This window comes from Pseudoxanthobacter soli DSM 19599 (genome assembly GCF_900148505.1).
Taxonomy (GTDB): domain Bacteria; phylum Pseudomonadota; class Alphaproteobacteria; order Rhizobiales; family Segnochrobactraceae; genus Pseudoxanthobacter; species Pseudoxanthobacter soli.
The window spans coordinates 85218-103265 of record NZ_FRXO01000007.1; the positions used below are offsets into that span (position 1 = coordinate 85218).

Below are 18048 nucleotides of genomic sequence, written 5' to 3' on the forward strand. Positions count from 1 at the left end.
GAAAGCCGGACACAGATCCGGCTCCGAAGACCTTTCAGAGATCGGGACAGGAGAAGACCAGCATGAAGACGATGATCCGTGCGCTCTGCCTCGGCAGCGCACTGTTGGCGGCGGCACTGCCGTTTGGCGGCGCGTTCGCAGCGGGCGACCCCATCCCCGTGGGCGTGATCGCCAACCTCACCGGCAACGACGTCAAGACCAGCGAGCAGATGGTGCGCGGCGTCGAACTCGCCGCCGACGCCATCAACGCGGCCGGCGGCATCGGCGGCCGGCCGGTGAAGCTGATCGTCGAAGACGCGGAATACAAGACCCAGGAAGCCCTGAACGCGGCGACCAAGCTCTACGACATCGACAAGGTCGATGCCGCGATCATGTTCGGCGGGTCGAGCCTGATGCTCGCCGTCGCCCCGATCGCCAAGGACAAGGGCAAGGTGATCATCAACACCTCGTCGAGCTCGCCGCAGCTCGGCAACTTCCCGGGCACGATCTTCTCGATCCTGCCGCTCGACGACATCGTCGGCAAGGAACTCGGCAGCTGGGTCGCCTCCAAGGGCGTCAAGACCGTCGCGTTCGTCGTGCCGAACAACACCTTCGGCACCGGTCTGATGGACGCCTCCGCCAAGGCGTTCGAGGCGGCCGGCGGCAAGGTGGTGGCAAAGGTCACCTACACCGAGGGCCAGCCGGACTATCGCGCCGACCTCCAGCAGCTCGTCGCGCTGAAGCCGGACGCGATCATCACCGCCGGCTACGGCGACGATTCCCGCACCGTGTTCAAGAACGCCCGCCTGCTCGGCCTCAACATGCCGTGGTACGCCGCCTATCCCTCGATCCTCACCGTTGAGGATCCGAAGTGGATGGACGGTCGCCTCGCCGGCGTCGACAATGGCGGCCTGTCCGGCGCCAAGGCCAAGGAAGTGGAAGCCGCCTACGCCAAGAAGTACGGCGACGGCGAGATGATGGCCCACGTCTATTACGGCTATGACGCCATGACCGTGCTCGCCAAGGCGCTGGCCGATGGCGGCAACCTCGCCGCGGCGCTGCCGAAGGCGATCTCCGGCTATGACGGCGCCACCGGCAAGATCGTGTGGGACGACCGCGGCCAGCGCATCGACCCGCCGATCGACATCATCGTCTATGAGGGCGGCAAGTTCGTCACCAAGGGATCGAAGTAACCGATCCTCTGCCTTGGAGGCCCGGCGCCGGCGCGCCGCGCCTCCTGCCGACCCCGGAACTCCGCGCCACCGCCGACAGCGGCTCATTCTTCGCCACACCCCGACTTCGGGCGAAGGAAGCCGCCGCTGTCCCGGCGGCGCGGAACCCGGCTTCCGGCAGGGTCTTCCGACGCCGCGGCGCCTGCCCACCGCCCCTGCCCCGCTGCGCCCGGGCCGCTGCCGTCTCCCTGCGCCCGCTTTGCGCGCGTCCGAACGTCGAGGTTTCGTGCTTCAGGTTCTCGCCAACTCCGTGATCTATGCGAGCGAGATCGCGATCATCGCGGTCGGCGTCGCGCTGGCCTATTCGATCCTGCGGTTCGCCAATTTCGCCCACATCCAGTATGCGGTCGCCGGCGGTTACATCTCCTATGCGCTGACCCAGGCCGGCCTTTCGATCGTTCCGGCCATCGCGATCAGCGCCGCCGCGACGGGGCTCGGCGCCATCCTGATCGACCGGCTGGTGTTCAGCCGGCTGCGGTCGACCTCGCCGGAAGGCAAGATGATCGTGTCGTGGGGCGTCGCCCTGCTGCTGCGCTCGCTCATCGCGGCGGTGTTCGGCGGCGGCGCGCGCGTGTTCGATGTCGAGATCGAGCCCGTCCAGATCGGCGACGTCATCGTCACCACCCTCGATATCGCCGTGGTGGCGACCACGGTCGTGGCGATGGCGGTGCTGCATCTCCTGCTTCAGCGCACCCGGCTCGGCACTGCGCTGCGGGCGCTCGCCTCCAACCGCGACCTCGCCGTCACCCGCGGCATCCCGGCGGAGCGCATGACGGCGCTGATGTGGTTCCTCTCCGGCGCGTTTGCCGCCATCGGCGGCACGCTGTTCGCGATGGAAACCCGGTTGCAGCCGTCCATGGATCTCGTGATCCTGCTGCCGGTGTTCGCCGCCGTCACCATCGGGGGCCTGACGAGCGCGCGGGGCGCTGTGATCGGCGCGCTGGTGCTGTCGCTCGCCCAGAACTTCGCCATCGCCATCGATTTCGGCTCCTGGCTGACCGGCACGCCCTGGTATCTGCCGACACAGTTCCGCGATGCCATTGCCGTCGGGGCGCTGGTGCTGGTGCTCATCCTCAGGCCGCGCGACCGCGTGGTCGGCGGCGCGCGATAGGGAGGCGGAGATGCTCGATTTCCTGGTCTTTGCCGTCACCACCGTCGCGATCTGGTCGGTGCTGGGCCTCAGCCTCAATCTCCAGTTCGGGCTGACCGGGCTCGTCAATTTCGGACAGGTGCTGCCGTTCGCGCTCGGCGCCTTCGCGGTCGCCTTCGCGGCAAGCCATGGCTTTCCGGTCTGGGCGGGCCTGATCGCCGGGGCTCTCGCGGCGATCGCGGCCGGGCTTCTGGTGCTGCTCCCCGTCGGCCGCCTCGCACAGGATTACTGGGCGCTCGTCACCCTCGGGGCGGGCGAACTGGTGCGGCTCACCTTCGTCAACGTTCCCGGGCTTGCCGGCGGCGTCGACGGCGCGTCGGTGCCGCGCATCGCCGATCCGAAGCTCGCGATGGCACTGGCGCTGGCGCTGTTCGCCGTGGCGCTCGCGCTCACCCTTCTCGTCGACCGCTCCCCGCTCGGCCGGATGCTGCGCGTGCTCAGGGAGGATCCGGTGCTGGCCGCCACTCTCGGCCGCCGCCCGCCGCGGCTCCGGGCCGTCGTCATCGTGGTGTCCTGGCTCCTCGCCGGGTTGACCGGCGTGCTCTACGCCCATGTTATCGGCTATGTCGCGCCGCCCTCGTTCACGGTCGCGGAGACCTTCATCGTGTGGACGGCGGTGGTGCTCGGCGGGCCGGGCTCCGTGCTCGGCGTCGTCGTCGGCACGGCGGTGGTGCAGCTTCTCAGCATCTCCACGCGCTTCTTCGCCCAGTGGAGCGGACTGCCGTTCGATCTGGTGGCGAACCTGCGTCTCGCCCTGTTCGGCCTCGTGCTGATCCTGATGTTCCTGTTCCGCCCGGAAGGGCTGATCCCCGAGCGCAAGGTGAAGACCAATGCTGTCGATCCGTGACGTCGCGGTTTCCTTCGGCGGTGTCGCGGCGCTCGGCGGCGTCGACCTCGACGTCGAGACGGGCCGCGTGGTCGGCCTCGTCGGTCCGAATGGCTCCGGCAAGTCCACCCTGCTCAATGTCATCGCCGGCGTCATTGTGCCGGATCGCGGCACGGCGGTGCTCGACGGCCATCCCTTGCCGTTCGGGCGGCCCGAAGGGGTGGCGGCACGCGGCATCGCCCGCACCTTCCAGATACCCCGCCTCGCCCGGCGGCTGACGGTCGCGCAGAACGTGATCGCAGGCGGCCGCGACCAGCCGGGCGAGAGCCTGGCTGCGCTGCTGTTCCGACCGGGAGCCGTGCGGGCCGCCGAGCGGCAGGTCACCGCGCGGGCGTTCGAGGTGATGCGGCGTCTCGGGCTCGACCACCTTGCCGACCATCCCGCCGGCGGGCTTTCCGGCGGCCAGCAGAAGCTGCTCTCCATGGGCATGGCGCTGATGGCCGACCCGGTGCTGATGCTGCTCGACGAGCCGGCGGCGGGCGTCAATCCGGTCCTGATCGAGCAGCAGGTGCGGTTCATTCGCGCGCTCGCCTCCGAGGGACGCGGCGTCCTCATCATCGAGCACAACATGGAAATGGTGTCGAACATCTGCGACCACGTCGTCGTGCTCGACGGCGGCAAGGTGATCGCCCGCGGCACGCCCGACGAGATCCGCCGCGACCGCGCGGTGATGCGCTCCTATCTCGGCGAGGTGGCGTGATGGCCGGAGCCTCCTCTGCGCCCGGGTCGGTGCTGTCGCTCGATGGCGTCGATGCCGGCTATGGTCCGCTCGTCGTGCTCGACGGCGCGACGGTGTCGCTGCACCCCGGAGAAGTCGCGCTGGTGCTCGGCGCCAACGGCTCGGGAAAATCGACGCTTCTGAAGACCATCATGGGCCTCACCCGTGTCTCGGGCGGCCGGATCGGGTTCGCCGGGACCGACATCACCGCCGCGCCGCCTCATCGCCGCGCCGCGCTCGGGCTCGGCTACGTGCCGCAGACCGGCAACGTGTTCTCCGATCTCAGCGTCATTGACAATCTTCGGATGGGCGCCTTCCTGCGCAAGGACGGCATCGAGCCCGCCCTGCCCGGCCTTGTCGACATGTTTCCGCGGCTCGGCGAGCGGCTTTCCGCCCGCGCGGGCGCGCTCAGCGGCGGCGAGCGGCGGATGCTGTCGATCGCGCTCACCCTGCTGCTCGATCCGCGCGTGCTGCTGCTCGACGAACCGTCGAGCGATCTCGCCCCGGCGACCGTCGATCTCGTCTATGAGGCGATCGCACGCATCCATCGCGAGCGCGGCATTCCGGTGCTGCTGGTGGAACAGAACATCGCCAAGGGCCTGTCGATCTCGGACCGGGTCGTCGTCATGGTGCGCGGCCGGGTCGCGGCCGAGATGGCGGCGGCCGACGTCGAGCCCGCCCGGCTGCACGATCTCTTCATGGACGGCGGCGTGCGCGTCGCCGGCTAGATCCTAGCCTTGCCGTCCGGATCCGACCGATCCGGACGGCGAGGCCCGATTTCGCGTGTTTGGCTTCCCGCCGCCGGCATGTCCGGCCGGAAGCGCTCCGAAGGAGACCTGTGATGCGGACCTTGATACACGGCGGCTATCTGATCACGATGAAGGACGGCAAGGCCGATGTCGTCACCGACGGTGCCATCGTCATCGAGGGCGACCGGATCGCGGCGGTCGGTGGCGACATCGACATCGCCGTCGAGAAGACGCTCGCCGACGAGGTGATCGACGCCCGTGGCCGCGCGATCCTGCCGGGCTTCGTCAACACCCACACCCACGTCGCCGGCGCGCTTTCGAAGGCGCTGACCGAGGACGTGCCAACCTTCGGCGGACCGTTCCGCATCGCGCTCGGCATGCACGAGAACGTCATCACCCCGGAAGACATGCTGCTGCCGGGTATGGTGCATGCCATCGAGATGCTGAAGACCGGCACCACCACCATCAACGAATGCTGGTGGAACCAGCCGCAATCGGCCCGCATCGTCGAGGCGACCGGCCTGCGCGGCATCGTCGCCTCGGAAATCCGCGAGGTGGATTCCTCCCGCATCGGCTTCGGCCGCTATGAGCGGGAGTGGGACCAGAGCCTGGTCGAGAAGGGCGTGGACGAGGCCATCGACCTTCTGGAGAACTGGCACGGCAAGGCCAACGGCCGCATCACCTGCCGCGTCGCGCCGGACGGGCCCGACCGGCTGCGGCCGGAGACGATGGGCCGGCTCGGCGAACTCGCCCGCAAGTATGGCGTCGGCCTCCACACCCACCTCTGCGCCGTGCCCGGCGAGAACGAGTTCATGCTGAAGCTGTGGGGCAAGAAGTCGATTCCGCTGCTGCGCGATCTCGGCATGCTCGGCCCGGATTTCATCGGCGCCCACTGCGTCTACATGGACGACGAGGACATCGAGATCATGGTGGAGACCGGCGCGTGCATGTCGCACACCGCCTATCTCTGCGGCAAGCGCGGCTATTATCCGCCGATCAAGAAGATCTACGATGCCGGCATGAACGTCGCGCTCGGCTCCGACTGGCTGTCGAACGACATGTTCAACGTGATGCGCGCCGGCATCCTGATCGCGCGCGTGCTGACCGGCGGCGTGGCGATCCGCGATGCCGAGGACGTGCTGCGCATGTCGACCTATGACGCCGCGAAATGCCTCGGACTGCTCGACGAGGTCGGTTCGCTGGAGACCGGCAAGAAGGCCGACGTCATCCTGGTGGACATGACGACGTCTTGGGTCAATCCGCTGCGCGTGCAGAACATCGTGACGAACCTCGTCTACAACGCCAACGGCGGCGATGTGACCCATGTGTTCGTCGACGGTGAATGTCTCGTCGCCGACAAGCAGTTGAAGAAGCTCGACGAGCGCGAGCTGATCGCCGAGGCGCAGAAGGTGGCCGAGGACGTGTGGCGGCGTTCCGAATATCTGTTCGCCGCCGAGGGCAGGCCGTAATCGCTCGGCTGACGTGCGTTTCGACCGGGTTGGCACATCCGGTCGAAGCGCCCGGACCGTCGAATGCCGGGCTGCGGCGGCGTCAGCTCTTCCCGGGTGTCAGCCGCAGCAGCCGGCCGTCCTCGGAATCCTCGATCAGCCAGACCGCGCCGTCCGGCGTGACGGCGACGTCGCGGATTCGGTTGCCGAGATCCCAGCGGTTGACCTCGCGGCCGGAACCGTCCGCGTCGACCGTGACGCGGACGAGGGCGGTGGCGGCGAGGCCGCCGATCAGCGCAGACCCGCGCCACTCGGGAAACATCCGGCCCTCGTAGAACACCAGCCCGGCGGGCGCGATCACCGGCGTCCAGTAGACGGCGGGGGCGGCGAACTCCGGGCGGGTGTCGTGGTCCGGGATCGGCGTGCCGTCGTAATTGTCGCCGTTCGAGACGATCGGCCAGCCATAATTGCGCCCGGGCAGGATGAGGTTCAGTTCGTCGCCGCCGCGCGGGCCCATCTCGTGCAGCCAGAGCCTGCCGTCGGGCGCGAAGGCGAGGCCGTAGGGATTGCGGTGTCCTTCGCTCCACGTCTCGGCACGCACGCCGCCGGCCGAGGCGTTGGGGTTGTCGGCCGGGGTGGAGCCGTCGAGGTTGAGCCGCAGCACCTTTCCGAGCGGCAGGTCGGGGTTCTGGGCGGTCTCCGGCCTCATGCGGTCGCCGACCGTCAGAAACAGGTGCTGCCCGTCCGGCGAGAACGCGATGATGCCGCCGGGCTGGCCGCCGCTGCCGGCCGGTCCCTGCCGCCACAGCGTCGTGAGGTCGGCGAGGCGCAGGCTGGTCTCGCTGCCGGCGAGCCGGGCGCGGGCGAGCACCAGCCCGCCGCCGCCGGATGTCGGCTCCACATAGGTGAAATAGACCGTTCGGTCCGTTGCGAAGCGCGGCGAGATCGCCATGTCGAGCAGGCCGTTCTGGCCGCCATAAAGCACCTTCGGCACGCCGCGGACCTCATGCCGCGTGCCCTGCTGGGTCACGAGATAGAGGCGGCCCGGCTTCTCGGTGATGAGAAGGCGGCCATCCGGCAGAACGGCGATCGCCCAAGGCGACGAGAAGGTCGCCACCGGCGTCACCTTGAACGGGCGCTCGGCATCCGGCTTGTTGGTGCCCGCGTTGACCGAGCGGACCGGGGTCTGCGCCGAGGCGGACCCGGCGGCCACGAGGGAAGGCACGGCGATGCCGAGGGCTACGGCGAGCTTGATCGCGAGAGCGGTGCGACACTTGAGAGCGGTGCGAGACTTGGCGGACAACAGGCGTGCTCCCTCTATGGCCCTGATGCGGCGGGCGACGCGACTATCGGCGACATGGGGGGCAACGCAAAGCCCCGATCCGGCGATCCATCACCGTTGTGTCCGCGCTGCCGGCGGCCGGCGCATTTCCTGGGATTGTTAAGAAAAAAGAAACCAAGCGTTTGAATCCAGTGCAAATTCTGGCTTGATGAAGCAAATTCTTCGCATCGATATAGGCCGAAATAACGGTCTCTTTGCGCCATTTCAGACCAAGCGAATGCGTCTCCTTGATTGCGACATAAATCCGGTGCAGATTTTCCGCCATCGCCGCTCCGAACTGTAGGAGACGGATTATGTCGAAACCTAATCGCGCGACCCTGATCATCGGCCATGACGCCGCTATTCCGGTCGAATACGACATCGAATTCAAGTTTTCGGATCAAGATGACAGCCTGAGCCGTGGCACCGTGTTTGGCGACTTTGAAGCGCTCTACAATGCCGTCGGCCGGAAGGATGTATTCCTCGACATGGACAATGTCCGCATGAGGATCGTCGTCCACTCCCCACCCGATGGTCACGGTGCACCGTTCACCAACCATGGTGTTGTCGGCCCCACGGAAGGTTAGCCATCGGCCGGATCAGCATATCCGGCCTCTTTCCGCGCCCTGAAGCTTCGCTTCAGGCGCCTTGTCCGCTTTTCTCTCATTCTGGAAACGCGGCGTGCCGGCAACGACCGGCGCGATCGGATATGGCTTGGGCGGTCGCCCGTATTCGTGCGGCGCCGCCACGGCTGCATGATGACGGAGCCGCTCGTGCGCGCCCCGTCATGCGCCTGACGGAGACGCCTCCCCTGAAATGCCCCGCGGCGATCGTCACATTTCAGCCGGAGCGTCGTTCCGACAACATCCCCCACGACCTACACTTTCGAGCACCCGCACGGTCCAGCCGGCTGTCAGTCCGCTTGCGGCCGGATGCCGTCTGTGCCGGGGCGATTTCACGTTGCGAGTTTCCACCCACCGCGCGAGCGCCGTGACGCGCGCCCTCCGGCATCGGGACGTTCCCTGTCCCGGCTCGGCGGCCTTTTGTCGGCGCTGCGCCCGTTCTCCGGCCGGTGGCCTTCGAAACCGGGCGGGCGGGTGTGGTGTTGTGGTATCACAACGGTGCCGTTCAGCGCGTGCAGGGTTGCGGCCCTGTTCCATGTTCCGAACGGCCACCGTTTTCGGTGCGCCGGGGCGACCCGGCGTGCCGATGCCCCGAGACCTCTGGCAGGGAATGCAGGATGAACAAGCTCAAGGTCGCCGTGATCGTCGGAAGCAACCGGCGGGACTCCATCAACCGCAAGCTCGCGGGAGCGCTGGTTCCTCTCCTCGGCGAGCGGGCCGACGCCGGGTTCGTGCAGATCGACGACCTGCCGATGTACAACGCCGATCTCGAGGGCAGCCGTCCGGAGACCGTGAACCGCTTCACGTCCGAAGTTGCGGCGGCGGATGCGATCCTCGTCGTCACGCCGGAACACAACCGGTCGCTGCCGGCGGTCTTGAAGAATGCCATCGACTGGGGCTCCAAGCCGTCCGACCACAATGTGTGGAAGGGTAAGGTCGTCGTCATCACCGGCACCTCCCCGGGTGCCATCGGCACCGCCGTCGGCCAGCAGCACCTGCGCCAGATCCTCGGCGACCTCGGCAGCCTCATCGTCGGCGGCGAGGCCTATATCGCTTTCAAGCCGGACCTGATCGGCGCGGACGGCCGGATCGCCATCGAGGGCACGCGCGCGTTCCTGCAGGCCTATCTCGACAATTTCCTGTCGATCGCCGGCAAGATCGCCGCTCCGGCCTCCGTCGCCTGACGGGGGCCGGCCTCACTCCTCACCCTCTCCGCCCATGGCCGCCTGCGTCCGGCTTTCGCGGGCGACGGCGAGCCAGGCGCGGGCGGCATCGGAGAGATAGCCGCCCCGTCGCCAGATCATTGCCATGGTCCAGTCCGTGCCGGGTTCGTCCAGCGGAACGGCGCGGACGGCCGGATGCGCGCGCTGCGCCGCGATCAGCCGCGGCAGGAACGCAACGCCGACGCCGGCGCCGGCCAGCGCCACCAGGAAGTCGATCTGGCTGCTGCGGGCCGCGATTTCCGGTTCGAATCCGTGCCGGCGACAGGCCTGGAACAGGATGCGGTTCAGGGCGAAACCCTGTTCGAACAGCAGGAACGGCAGGCCTCGCAGCCCGTCGAGACCGATCTCGTCGGCGTCTGCCAGCGGATGGCTGCGCTCGACGAGAGCGACCAGCGGCTCGCTGCGCATCTCCAGCCACTCGAACTCGTCGGCCACCGGCAGCAGCGAGGCCGCGAGGTCGACCTCGCCGGCGCGCAGGATTTCTTCGAGCCGGTCGCTGCCGTGCTCCACAAGCCGGATGTCGATGCCGGGATAAAGCTGGCGGTAGATCGCGAACAGCGGCGCGAACAGGGTGCTGGAGCCGATCGGCGGAAGGCCCAGCCGCAGCGTCCCGCGCTTGAGGCCACGGATTTCGGCGAGCTCGGCCATCAGGTCGTCGCGGTCGGCGAGCAGCCGCAGGCCCCGGCGGTAGACCGCCTCGCCGGCCGCGGTCGGCGTGCTGCGGTGGCCGATGCGGTCGAGAAGCGGCATCCCGACCTCTTCCTCGAGCTGTTTCACCGCCTTGCTGACCGCCGACTGCGTGGCGAACACGGTGCGAGCCGCCTGGGAGAAGCCCCCCTGGCGGACCACCTCGACGAAGGCTCGGAGGGTCCTGAATTCCATTCCTATTCCATACAGGAATGAAATGTAGTCGAACAAGTCGTTATAAGAATGGCCTGTCCGCGCCTATATTGGCGGCGGAGAAAAGCCATGTCCCGTCGTCCTGCCCTTTCCGGTGCTCTGTCCCCTGTCCGTCGCGGTCTCATGCCGCGCCGCGCATCTCCCGTGCGCGTCGTCGGCGTTCGGCTGCGCCGTGCGATCCATCGCAGCCGCCTCGCGCAGATCGGCCTCCTGGTGATGTTCTGGCTCGCCGGGGATCTCGTCGTCGCGCTGACGGGGCTTCCGCTGCCGGGCAGCATCGTCGGGCTGGCGCTCGCCTTCGCCCTTCTCGCGAGCGGACGGCTCAGCCTGTTCAGCGTGCGGCGCGGCGCGGACTGGTTCCTGGCGCGGATGCTGCTGTTCTTCGTCCCGGCCGTTCTCGCCGTGATCGACCATCACGAGCTGTTCGGCCTCGTCGGGCTCAAGATCGTCGCCGTCATCGCCATCGGCACCGCAGCCGTCATGGCCACGACCGCGCTGACCGTCGACCTCTGCTGCCGCGGCGTTGTCCGCAAGGAGGAGACCGGCCATGATGCCGTCGTTTCCGGGCATTGAGTTTCCCGTCGCCGCTGTCGGGCACGCGTTGTTCTGGTCGGCGGCGACCATCGGGCTCTATCTCGCCGCGAGCCGCCTGCACAGCCGCTGGCCGCGCTGGTGGCTGATGCCGCTTGCGCTCGCGCCGGCCCTCCTTATCGCGCTGGTAACGGCGCTGCATGTGCGCTACCGCGACTATATCCAGGGCACAGGGTGGCTGGTGATGCTGCTCGGACCGGCGACGGTCGCCTTCGCGGTCCCGATCTACGAGCAGCGCGCGCTGATCCGCCGCCACTGGCCGGTGCTGCTGGCGGGGATGGTGGCGGGAAGCGCCACGGCGATGCTGTCGAGCTGGGCGCTCGCCACCCTCGTCGGGCTGGACGGAGCGCTGCGCCTGAGCCTGCTGCCGCGCTCGATCTCGACGCCGTTCGCGATGACGGTCTCGGGCGATATCGGCGGTATCCCCGATCTCACCGCGGTGTTCGTCGTGGCGACGGGCATCGCCGGCGCGGTGATGGGCGAGACGATGCTGGCGCGCCTTCACCTGCGCTCGTCGCTGGCGCGGGGCGCGTTGTTCGGTGTCGCCGCTCACGCGGCCGGAACGGCCAAGGCCCACGAGATCGGCCCGACGGAGGGCGCCGTCGCCGGCCTCGTCATGGTGCTGGTCGGGCTGATGAACGTGCTCGCCGCCCCCGTGCTGGCGGGGCTGCTGCGCTGAAGCGACGCTGCCCGAAGGCGCGGAATCGCCTTCAAAGCCAGTTCTCGGCCCTCACGCCCGGCATCCGCGCGAATTCCCGCATGTTGTTGGTGACGACGATCAGTCCTTCACTGCGGGCATGGCCGCCGATCTGCATGTCGTGGGGGCCGCAGGGCGTTCCGGCCCGCTCCAGTTCCGCGCGCACCTGCCCGTAATGCGCGGCCGCCTTGCCGGCGAACGGAAGCACCTCCAGCCGCGCCACGAAATGCGCGATCGCGTTCAGGTTCTCCACCCGCCGCGCCGATTTCTCTGCGCCATAGTGGAGTTCGCCCAGCGTGATGCTGGAGATGCAGAGCTGTTCCGCCAGCGCGTTGAACTTCTCGCGCACGGCCGGCGGATAGGTCTTCATCACGTAGATGCAGATGTTGGTGTCGAGCATGTAGGTCAGCATCAGAACGACTCGCGGTCCTCCGCCGCGGGCTGCTCGCGCTCGGCCATGAAATCGTCGCTGACGCGCGGCCCGTTGAGGAAGAGATCGTCCCACCGCCTGCCCTGGGGCACGATTACCCGGCTGCGGCCGATCTTGAGGATATCGACCTGATGCACGTCCTCAGGGAAGGCCACGGCCTTCGGCAGGCGGACCGCTTGACTGCGGTTGCTGGTGAACACGGTCGAACTGGTCATCGTCCCTGCTCCGCGACTGTGATATTCAACTGGGATATACGTACTCCCGGAGCCGGGAAGATGCAAGGATGCCGGCTACGCCATACCCGCGAACCGGGCGTTCAGCGTGTCGAAGGCCTTCTGGAACACGTCGTGATGCACGGTCGGGATCAGCGTCACGTCGTCCTCGGGCGAGGCGACCCAGTCCGCCGTCCACACCGCGAACGTGGTGCCGTCCGCCGTGACGGGATAGAGCCGCAGCCCGGCGTGATAGTTCAGCCACGGCATCGGGCTCATGTTGATCTTGTAGCGGAACGCGGTGTCGCGATCCGAGAGCCAGGTGAGCTGCTCGTGCAGCCGCCCCTCCCCGAACAGGAAGTCGCGAACCCCGCCCACCTTGTCACAGCGCGCCCCGTCCAGCATGGTCATCGCGCGGATATCGGGATGCCACTCGGCCATGCCGGCGAAGTCGCGGACGGCCGCCCATGCCACGTCGAGCGGCGCGTTCAGCCGGGAAGCGCAATAGACCTTGGCCGGCCGCAGCCCCTGCCAGCGCGGTCCGGCCGGAGCCGACGGCGCCCTCTCTCCCAGTTTCGCCGCGATCGCGGCGAGGCCGCCCGCGAACACGGCGTTGGTGACGATATCGGCATATTTGCCGGCATCCTCCGGCGCTTCGTCGAAGGTCGCCTCCCAGATCGCCAGCGTTTCATCGCCTGTCGTCAGCGGCAGCAGTGTGAACCGCGCCTCGTAATTCGCCACCGGGAAGGCGGGCGTCTCGAAATTGTAGGCGAAGCGGTAGCGGCTGTCGTCGAGTTCGAGCAGCCGCTCCCGCACCAGCGTGCCGTCGCCGAGGTGGAACGAGCGCACGCAGCCGACCACGTCGGCATCGAGCCCGTCCTCGATCACGCTGTCGACGATCCCGGGATTCCATCCGGGCATGCCGTCGAAATCGCGCACGAGCGCCCAGACCGTTTCGACCGGCGCGGCGATGATGCGGCTCGCAAAGGCTTTGGCCATTGTGTTTTCCTCCCTGGTCGGCCGCCCGCGCTCAGCGCGAGATGGCCTTGAAGCGGCGGGTCTGCTCGGTCATCGCCTGTTCGGTCGGCAGGCGCTCCATGCTGCTGGCGCCGTAGAAGCCGTGAATCCCCTCGCAGCGGGCGAGGATGTAGGCGGCATCGTCCGGCTCCGCGATCGGCCCGCCGTGGCAGAGCACGATGACATCCTTGCGCACCGACCGCGCCGCGGTCGCGATGGAATCGATCCGCGTGACGCAGTCGTCGAGCGTCAAGGCGGTCTCGGCGCCGATGGCCCCGCCGGTGGTGAGGCCCATGTGCGCGACGATGATATCGGCACCGGCCCCGGTCATCGCCCGCGCCTCGTCGTCGTTGAAGACATAGGGCGTGGTGAGCATGTCCTTTGCGTTGGCGAGGCGAACGAGATCGACCTCGAGCCCGTAGCTCATGCCGGTCTCCTCGAGGTTTGCGCGGAACATGCCGTCGATCAGCCCGACGGTCGGGAAGTTCTGGATGCCGGAAAAGCCGATCGCCTTGATCTGGTCGAGGAAATAGTCGAACGGGCAGAACGGGTCGGTGCCATTGACGCCGGCGATCACCGGGGTGTGCTTCACGACCGGCAGCACCTCCTTCGCCATGTCGAGCACGATGTCGTTGGCATTGCCGTAGGCCAGCACGCCGGCGAGCGAGCCGCGCCCGGCCATGCGGTAGCGGCCGGAATTGTAGATCACGATCAGGTCGATGCCGCCGGCTTCCTCGCATTTGGCCGAAAGGCCGGTGCCGGCGCCGCCGCCGATGATCGGCTGGCCCCGCTGCATCATGTCCCGGAACTTGGCGAGGAGGGTCGAGCGTTCGATGCGTGCCATGTCAGACTCCAGGGCTCAGAGGCCGGGTGCGACGTCGCGGAAATGGGCGACGAGCGCGTCGGCGAATTCCGGGTCGTTGATGTGGTGGGGAAGGCGGATCAGGCGGCGCTGCGCCGTCGGCCGGACGGTTTCCTCCAGCGCCGCGAACAGGGCGGCGTCGGCCTCGGGGTCGTGGAACGGTGCGCCGGGTGCATCAATGGCGGAAACGCCGCCTTCGGGGATGAGGAAGCGCACTTCGCCCTCGCAGGCGTTCAGCCGCTCGCCGATCCAGCGGCCCATGGCGGCGTTCTCCGCCGGCGTGGTGCGCATCAGCGTCACCTGCGGGTTGTGGATGTAGAACAGCCGGTCGGCATAGGCGGCGGGCACGGTATCGCGCGCGCCGAAATTCACCATGTCGAGCGCGCCGCAGGAGCCGACATAGGGCAGCCGGGTCCGCGCCACCGCGCCGAACCGGTCGGGCGTGCAGGGGAACACGCCGCCCATCAGGAAATCGCACACCTCCGTCGTGGTCACGTCGATCAGGCCTGCAAGCAGGCCGGAATCGGCGAGCTTCTCCATCGACTGGCCGCCGGTGCCGGTGGCGTGGAACACGAGGGCATCGATCTTTTCCCCGAGCCGCGCTGACACCTGGTTCACGCACGCCGTGGTGACGCCGAACATCGAAAGCCCGACCGCCGGCCGGCTGTCGGTGGCCCGCGGCGGTTCGGTGCGCGCCATCCCGGCGACGGCATGGGCAGCATTGGCGAGGATGGTGCGCGAGATGCGGTTGAGCCCGGCAAGATCCGTCACCGAATAAACCATGGCGATATCGCTCGGCCCGACATAGGGCGCGACGTTGCCGGAGGCGACGGTGGAGACGATGAGCTTCGGCAGGCCGATGGGCAGTGCGCGCATGGCGGGGGCGACCAGCGCGGTGCCGCCCGACCCCCCGAGCCCGATGACGCCGGCAATATCGTCCTTAGCGGTCAGGAACCGCTCGAACGCCAGCGCCATCGCGCTCACCGACCGGCCGCGATCGCCGGTGAAGACCGCGCCCGGCCCTTCCGGATGCCAGCTCGCCACTTCGGACGCCGGAATGTCGACGCCTTCGGCGGCATCATGTGTCGAAAGGTCGACCAGCACGGCCGGGATGCCCTCGGCCACGATCATCGCCTTCACATAGGCGAGTTCCTCGCCCTTCGTGTCGCATGTTCCCGCGACATAGACCCGTTTCATGGCGTTCTCCCGACTGTGTTTCTTATGTCGGCCATCAGTGAGCGCTCACGCCGAGATAGCGGCGCTGCATGTCTTCGTTGCGGGCGATCTCATCGGCGCCGGTTTCGAGCGCGATGCGGCCGTTGACCATCACCAGCACCCGTTCCGCAACGCTGACGGCGACCGAGAAGTTCTGTTCGACGAGGAGCAGGCCGACGCCCTCGCGGTTGATCGTGTGCAGCAGCTCGACGACGTGGTCGACGATGACCGGCGCAAGGCCCTCGGTCGGCTCGTCCATCACCAGAAGCACGGGGTTCAGCAGCAGGGCACGGGCGATCGCCAGCATCTGCTGCTCGCCGCCCGAAAGCTGGGCGCCGCCGTTGCCGCGCCGCTCGGCGAGGCGCGGGAAGGTGTCGTAGACCCGCTCGATGGTCCACCGCGCGCCCGCCGCCGCGTGGCCGCGCGGTGCGGTCAGCACGAGATGTTCGTGCACCGACAGCGACGGGAACACGCGGCGTCCCTGCGGCACATAGCCGATGCCGGCGCGTGCGATCCGGACCGGTCGCTGGCCGGCGAGGTCGCGCCCCGAGAGCGCGATGCGCCCGGCGCGCGCCGGCGTGAGCCCCATGATCGCCTGGCACAGCGTGGTCTTGCCCATGCCGTTGCGCCCGATGATGGAAAGCGGCCCGCTCGGCAGGCGCAGCGATACGCCCTGCAGCACATGGCTGGCGCCGAGATAGACGTCGAGACCGGCGACGTCGAGAAGGGGAACGGCGGGATCAGGAGACATGTTTGCCCATGTAGATGTCGTGCACGGTCTGATCGGCCTCGATCTCCCGCGGCGTGCCCCCGGCGACCAGCCGCCCGTTGTGCATCACGCTGACCTGGTCGACAGCCCGCAGCGCGATGTCCATGTCGTGCTCGATCATCACCAGCGTGATGGAGCGCGGCAGTTCGAGGAGCAGCTTCAGCAGCATCTCCCGCTCGCGCGGCGAAAGGCCGGCCGCCGGCTCGTCGAGCAGCAGAAGCCTCGGCTCGCCTGCGAGCGCCATGGCGAGTTCAAGCTGCCGGCGCTCGCCGTGGGACAGCGTCGCGCAGAGTGCGCCGAGCACCGGCGTGAGGCCGAGACGCGCGGCGAGCGCTTCGGCCTCGTCCATATGGGCACTACGGCTTGCCGGGCGTGCCACCGACATCCGTCCGCCCGCGACCCCGCGCACCGCGAGGAACAGGCTCTGGCGCACGGTGAGGCCGACGAACATCAGCGAGGTCTGATAGGTGCGGCGCAGACCCGCCCGCACCCGCCGTTCCACCGAGAGGCCGGTGACGTCGCGGCCGAACATCACGATCCGGCCCTCGGAGGGCGGGAGGTCGCCGATCACGAGGTTGAACAGCGTGGTCTTGCCCGCGCCGTTCGCCCCGAGGATCGCCCGCCGCTCGCCCGCCGCGACGGTGATGGTGACGTCGCGCACGGCCTGCAGTGCGCCGAAGCGGCGTCCCACGCCCTCGATGGAGAGGGCGTGGGGGGTGGCCGTAGCCGTGTGAGGAACTGCGTTCATCGGGCTCACGGGCAGGAGGGATTGTCGCGCGAGGGGCTGCCGAGCTTGGCGTAGGCCGCCTCCGACAGACCGAGATATTGGTTCACGTCCGGCACGCTCTTGACCGGGCTCGTGGTCAGCACGCCGTCCTTCTCGACGATCTCGTTGATGAAGATCGTCGCGCTCGCCTGACGGTTCTTGTTGATCGAGACCGGGCCGGTGGGCGTCTCGAAACTCAGCGTGTCCAGCGCCTTGCGGTAGGCGGCCGCGCCGTCGGACAGATCGCCGTTGACCTTCTCAAGGCCGAGCAGCGCCGCCTTGGTGCTGACATAGTAGTTGAACGCGAACAGCGAAGGCGACGGCAGCCCGTCCGGGAACTTCTTGCGGTAGGCGGCGACGAAGTCCTTCCAGGCCGGGCTCGGATCGTTGTCGGAGATCGGGCCGGAGGAAAGCACGCCCGGCAGCATGGCGCGGGCCGGACCCTTGGCGGCGAGTACGGTCTGGTCGACGGTAATGGAGCCGCCGATCATCGGCAGTTCGCCGCCGGACTGCGCGTACTGGGTGAGGAAGTTCACGGCGTCGGCACCGCCGAGCACCACGAACATGCCGTCGACTTCGCCCTTGGCAGGAAGCTGGGCGATCACCGAGGAGAAATCCTTGGTGCCGAGCGGCACGAAGTACTTGTTCGGCACCTTTCCACCGGCGCTGCAATAGGTGCCCATGAAGCCGAAGATCTGGGCATAGGGGAAGGAGTAGTCCTCGGAGACGACGACGACGTTGTTCCAGCCCTTCTCCTTCTTCATGTAGGTGCCGAGCGCGGCGGTCCACTGAGCGCCCTCGGTGTTGAAGCGGTAGAAGTTCGGCGCCGGATCGACCAGTGTGGTCTCGATCGCGGCCGACGAACCGTTGAAGAAGGTGATGTTCGGCACGGTCTTGGCGTAGTCGCGCAGGCGAATGCCCTCGCTGCCCGACAGCGGGCCGACCACGATCTCGACCTTGTCCTGCTCGACGAGGCGGCGCACCGACTGCAGCGCGACGTCCGGATTACCGTCGGAGGAGGCCTTGATGAACTCGATCTTCTTGCCGGCCACCTTGTAGCCGACCTCGGAAAGGGCGAGTTCCATGCCGCGGAAGGAGTCCTTGCCCGGCTCGGCGAACGGGCCTTCCAGCGTCGTCAGGCCGCCGATGCGGATGGTGTCTTCGGCGAGCGCCGGGACCGACGTGAGCGCGGTGGCGGCGAGCGCGCCGGCGAGGCCGCCCACGAGGGCGAGGCGGCGGGTGATCTGGATGGGCATCGTG

The 18048-nt window shown here is 68.1% G+C and carries 21 protein-coding genes; 10 read left to right on the forward strand and 11 right to left on the reverse strand.

Annotated elements, in window-relative coordinates:
• Nucleotides 1-62: 62 nt before the first annotated feature.
• From BUF17_RS16675 to BUF17_RS16700, 6 genes are all read left to right on the forward strand, one after another.
• The gene (locus BUF17_RS16675) at nt 63-1172 is read left to right on the forward strand and encodes an ABC transporter substrate-binding protein (protein WP_073630790.1); all 1110 of its coding nucleotides are present in this window, start codon (nt 63-65) and stop codon (nt 1170-1172) included.
• Between the two features lie 265 nt (nt 1173-1437).
• Nucleotides 1438-2322, forward strand: a complete 885-nt coding sequence (locus BUF17_RS16680) for a branched-chain amino acid ABC transporter permease (RefSeq protein WP_073630792.1) — start codon at nt 1438-1440, stop codon at nt 2320-2322.
• A 10-nt stretch (nt 2323-2332) separates the two neighbouring features.
• Nucleotides 2333-3208 (forward strand): branched-chain amino acid ABC transporter permease, encoded by an 876-nt coding sequence (locus tag BUF17_RS16685; protein WP_073630794.1) that lies wholly within the window; start codon nt 2333-2335, stop codon nt 3206-3208.
• Nucleotides 3192-3947: an ABC transporter ATP-binding protein gene (locus BUF17_RS16690; protein WP_073630796.1), complete on the forward strand. Its 756-nt coding sequence runs from the start codon at nt 3192-3194 to the stop codon at nt 3945-3947. The genes BUF17_RS16685 and BUF17_RS16690 overlap by 17 nt, the downstream gene beginning before the upstream one ends.
• The gene (locus BUF17_RS16695) at nt 3947-4693 is read left to right on the forward strand and encodes an ATP-binding cassette domain-containing protein (RefSeq protein ID WP_073630798.1); all 747 of its coding nucleotides are present in this window, start codon (nt 3947-3949) and stop codon (nt 4691-4693) included. Before BUF17_RS16690 ends, BUF17_RS16695 begins: the two co-directional genes overlap by 1 nt.
• A 113-nt stretch (nt 4694-4806) precedes the next feature.
• Complete coding sequence (locus BUF17_RS16700; protein ID WP_073630800.1) at nt 4807-6183, forward strand: amidohydrolase family protein; 1377 nt, start codon at nt 4807-4809, stop codon at nt 6181-6183.
• Between the two features lie 82 nt (nt 6184-6265).
• On the opposite strand, the gene BUF17_RS16705 is transcribed toward BUF17_RS16700, so the two are convergent.
• Both BUF17_RS16705 and BUF17_RS22655 read right to left on the reverse strand, forming a co-directional pair.
• Nucleotides 6266-7393: a PQQ-dependent sugar dehydrogenase gene (locus BUF17_RS16705; protein ID WP_073630964.1), complete on the reverse strand. Its 1128-nt coding sequence runs from the start codon at nt 7391-7393 to the stop codon at nt 6266-6268.
• 115 nt (nt 7394-7508) lie between these two features.
• Nucleotides 7509-7769, reverse strand: a complete 261-nt coding sequence (locus BUF17_RS22655; protein ID WP_139282567.1) for a hypothetical protein — start codon at nt 7767-7769, stop codon at nt 7509-7511.
• Nucleotides 7770-7797: 28 nt separating this feature from the next.
• On the opposite strand from BUF17_RS22655, the gene BUF17_RS16710 reads away from it, so the two are divergent.
• Both BUF17_RS16710 and BUF17_RS16715 read left to right on the forward strand, forming a co-directional pair.
• The gene (locus BUF17_RS16710; protein WP_073630802.1) at nt 7798-8070 is read left to right on the forward strand and encodes a hypothetical protein; all 273 of its coding nucleotides are present in this window, start codon (nt 7798-7800) and stop codon (nt 8068-8070) included.
• A gap of 653 nt (nt 8071-8723) precedes the next feature.
• Complete coding sequence (locus tag BUF17_RS16715; protein WP_073630804.1) at nt 8724-9290, forward strand: NADPH-dependent FMN reductase; 567 nt, start codon at nt 8724-8726, stop codon at nt 9288-9290.
• Between the two features lie 12 nt (nt 9291-9302).
• Here the strand turns inward: BUF17_RS16715 and BUF17_RS16720 are convergent, their stop codons facing one another.
• Entirely contained in the window at nt 9303-10211 is a 909-nt protein-coding gene (locus BUF17_RS16720) for a LysR family transcriptional regulator (protein ID WP_073630806.1), read from the reverse strand.
• Between the two features lie 141 nt (nt 10212-10352).
• Between BUF17_RS16720 and BUF17_RS16725 the strand changes: the two genes are divergently transcribed.
• Nucleotides 10353-10802 carry a CidA/LrgA family protein gene (locus BUF17_RS16725; RefSeq protein WP_073630808.1) on the forward strand — a complete coding sequence of 150 codons (450 nt, stop codon included), beginning with the start codon at nt 10353-10355 and terminating at the stop codon, nt 10800-10802.
• Nucleotides 10777-11499: an LrgB family protein gene (locus tag BUF17_RS16730; protein WP_244530926.1), complete on the forward strand. Its 723-nt coding sequence runs from the start codon at nt 10777-10779 to the stop codon at nt 11497-11499. Before BUF17_RS16725 ends, BUF17_RS16730 begins: the two co-directional genes overlap by 26 nt.
• A gap of 31 nt (nt 11500-11530) precedes the next feature.
• On the opposite strand, the gene vapC is transcribed toward BUF17_RS16730, so the two are convergent.
• From vapC to BUF17_RS16770, 8 genes are all read right to left on the reverse strand, one after another.
• Nucleotides 11531-11929, reverse strand: a complete 399-nt coding sequence (gene vapC / locus BUF17_RS16735) for a type II toxin-antitoxin system tRNA(fMet)-specific endonuclease VapC (RefSeq protein ID WP_073630810.1) — start codon at nt 11927-11929, stop codon at nt 11531-11533.
• Nucleotides 11929-12162: a type II toxin-antitoxin system VapB family antitoxin gene (vapB, locus tag BUF17_RS16740; RefSeq protein ID WP_073630812.1), complete on the reverse strand. Its 234-nt coding sequence runs from the start codon at nt 12160-12162 to the stop codon at nt 11929-11931. Before vapB ends, vapC begins: the two co-directional genes overlap by 1 nt.
• A gap of 75 nt (nt 12163-12237) precedes the next feature.
• Nucleotides 12238-13158 (reverse strand): SRPBCC family protein, encoded by a 921-nt coding sequence (locus BUF17_RS16745; protein ID WP_073630814.1) that lies wholly within the window; start codon nt 13156-13158, stop codon nt 12238-12240.
• Between the two features lie 31 nt (nt 13159-13189).
• Nucleotides 13190-14020, reverse strand: coding sequence for a phosphoenolpyruvate hydrolase family protein (locus BUF17_RS16750; protein ID WP_073630816.1), 831 nt, complete (start codon nt 14018-14020; stop codon nt 13190-13192).
• A 15-nt stretch (nt 14021-14035) separates the two neighbouring features.
• Complete coding sequence (locus BUF17_RS16755; RefSeq protein ID WP_073630818.1) at nt 14036-15235, reverse strand: Tm-1-like ATP-binding domain-containing protein; 1200 nt, start codon at nt 15233-15235, stop codon at nt 14036-14038.
• A gap of 34 nt (nt 15236-15269) precedes the next feature.
• Nucleotides 15270-16004, reverse strand: coding sequence for an ABC transporter ATP-binding protein (locus BUF17_RS16760; protein ID WP_073630820.1), 735 nt, complete (start codon nt 16002-16004; stop codon nt 15270-15272).
• Nucleotides 15994-16770, reverse strand: a complete 777-nt coding sequence (locus tag BUF17_RS16765; protein ID WP_073630822.1) for an ABC transporter ATP-binding protein — start codon at nt 16768-16770, stop codon at nt 15994-15996. Before BUF17_RS16765 ends, BUF17_RS16760 begins: the two co-directional genes overlap by 11 nt.
• Before the next feature lie 5 nt (nt 16771-16775).
• Complete coding sequence (locus tag BUF17_RS16770) at nt 16776-18044, reverse strand: ABC transporter substrate-binding protein (RefSeq protein WP_073630824.1); 1269 nt, start codon at nt 18042-18044, stop codon at nt 16776-16778.
• Nucleotides 18045-18048 lie beyond the last annotated feature (4 nt).